A 1385-nucleotide genomic window follows, 5' to 3' on the forward strand; every position below is an offset into this window, starting at 1 on the left:
TCTCCGAGGACACCATCCGCCGCGACCTCCGGGAACTCGCCGCCGCGGGACTCTGCCAGCGGGTGTACGGGGGAGCCCTGCCGGCATCGCCGGCCACCTCGCCGTACGAGGCGCGCACCCGCATCGAGCCCGAGAGCAAGCACCGCATCGCCGTCGCCGCGGCGAGCCTCATCGAACCCGGCGCGACCGTGCTGCTCGACGGGGGCACGAGCACGCTCGCGCTCGTCGGCGCACTGCCTCGCTCGCTGCACGCGACCGTCATCACGCACAGCCCGACCATCGCCGTCGCGCTCGCCGAGCATGAGCACGTCGAACTGCAGCTCATCGGCGGCCGGGTGTATCGGCACTCCATGGTGACGTGCGGCGCCATCGCCGTCGAGGCGCTGCGGGGCGTCAGCGCCGACCTGTTCTTCCTCGGTGTCACCGGCGTGCACGCCGAAGCCGGCCTCACCACCGGCGACGCGGAGGAGGCGGCGATGAAGCGCGCGCTCGCGCGATCGGCCGCCGAGACCTACGTGCTCGCGAGCACCGAGAAGATCGGCGCCGCCTCGACGTACCGGGTGCTGCCCCTCGACGAGGTGGCCGGCGTCGTCACCGATGCCGACAGCGCCTCGCCGGCGATGCGCGAGCTCGACCGCGCCGGGGTCCGGCTCATCGCTGCGGCATAGAGGGCTGGCGCTCGCGGTCCGCCGGGTACACGATGGGACGGACAGCACCGCACCGGCGCGGGAGGCCACATGAACGCGGTATCGACACCGACCCACCGCACCATCGCGCTCGTGGGCGGAGCAGGTTCCGGCAAGACGACACTGCTCGAAGCGCTGCTGCTGCGGGCCGGCGCGATCCCGAGGGCGGGCAGCGTCGAGCACGGCACGACGACCGGTGACCACGAGCCCGAGGAGATCGCCAGGGGCATGACCCTCGGGCTCTCGCTCGCCCACCTGGGCTGGGCGACCCCCGACGGCGCCGAGCACACCATGACCCTCGCCGACGCACCGGGGCATCCCGATTTCGTCGGCGGGCTCGACACGGCCCTCTCGATCGCGGATGCCGCGTTGCTGACCGTGAGCGCGGTCGACGGCGTGACGGCAGGCACGCGGACTGCCTGGGCTGCGGCGCAGGCTGCTGCCGTGCCGGTCATCGTGGTCATCACGCAGGAGGACAAGGCGCGTGCCGATTTCCGTCGTGTGCTGGAGGAGCTGCGCGAGTCGTTCGGCGAACGCCTCGTGGCGATCGAACTCCCGCTCGGCGAGGAACACGACTTCACCGCGCTCGCCGACGTGCTGAGCGAACAGGCCCTCGTCTACGACGAGGCGGGGCGTCATCACGACGAGCCGTTGCCGGCCGCGGCCGAAGCCGAGGAGCACCGGCTGCACGTCTGTCTC

2 protein-coding genes are annotated in these 1385 nt (G+C 72.5%); both read left to right on the forward strand.

Annotated features, from left to right (window positions below; translation table 11 throughout):
* Positions 1-668 (forward strand): DeoR/GlpR family DNA-binding transcription regulator (locus tag ACFWWU_RS37220; protein WP_384153630.1); only part of this gene is annotated, 668 nt, incomplete at its 5' end.
* A gap of 69 nt (positions 669-737) precedes the next feature.
* Positions 738-1385: GTP-binding protein (locus ACFWWU_RS37225; RefSeq protein ID WP_384153633.1), on the forward strand; the 648-nt coding region annotated here is incomplete at its 3' end.

Source organism: Streptomyces sp. NPDC058650 (genome assembly GCF_042717315.1).
Classification (GTDB): Bacteria; Actinomycetota; Actinomycetes; order Streptomycetales; family Streptomycetaceae; genus Streptomyces.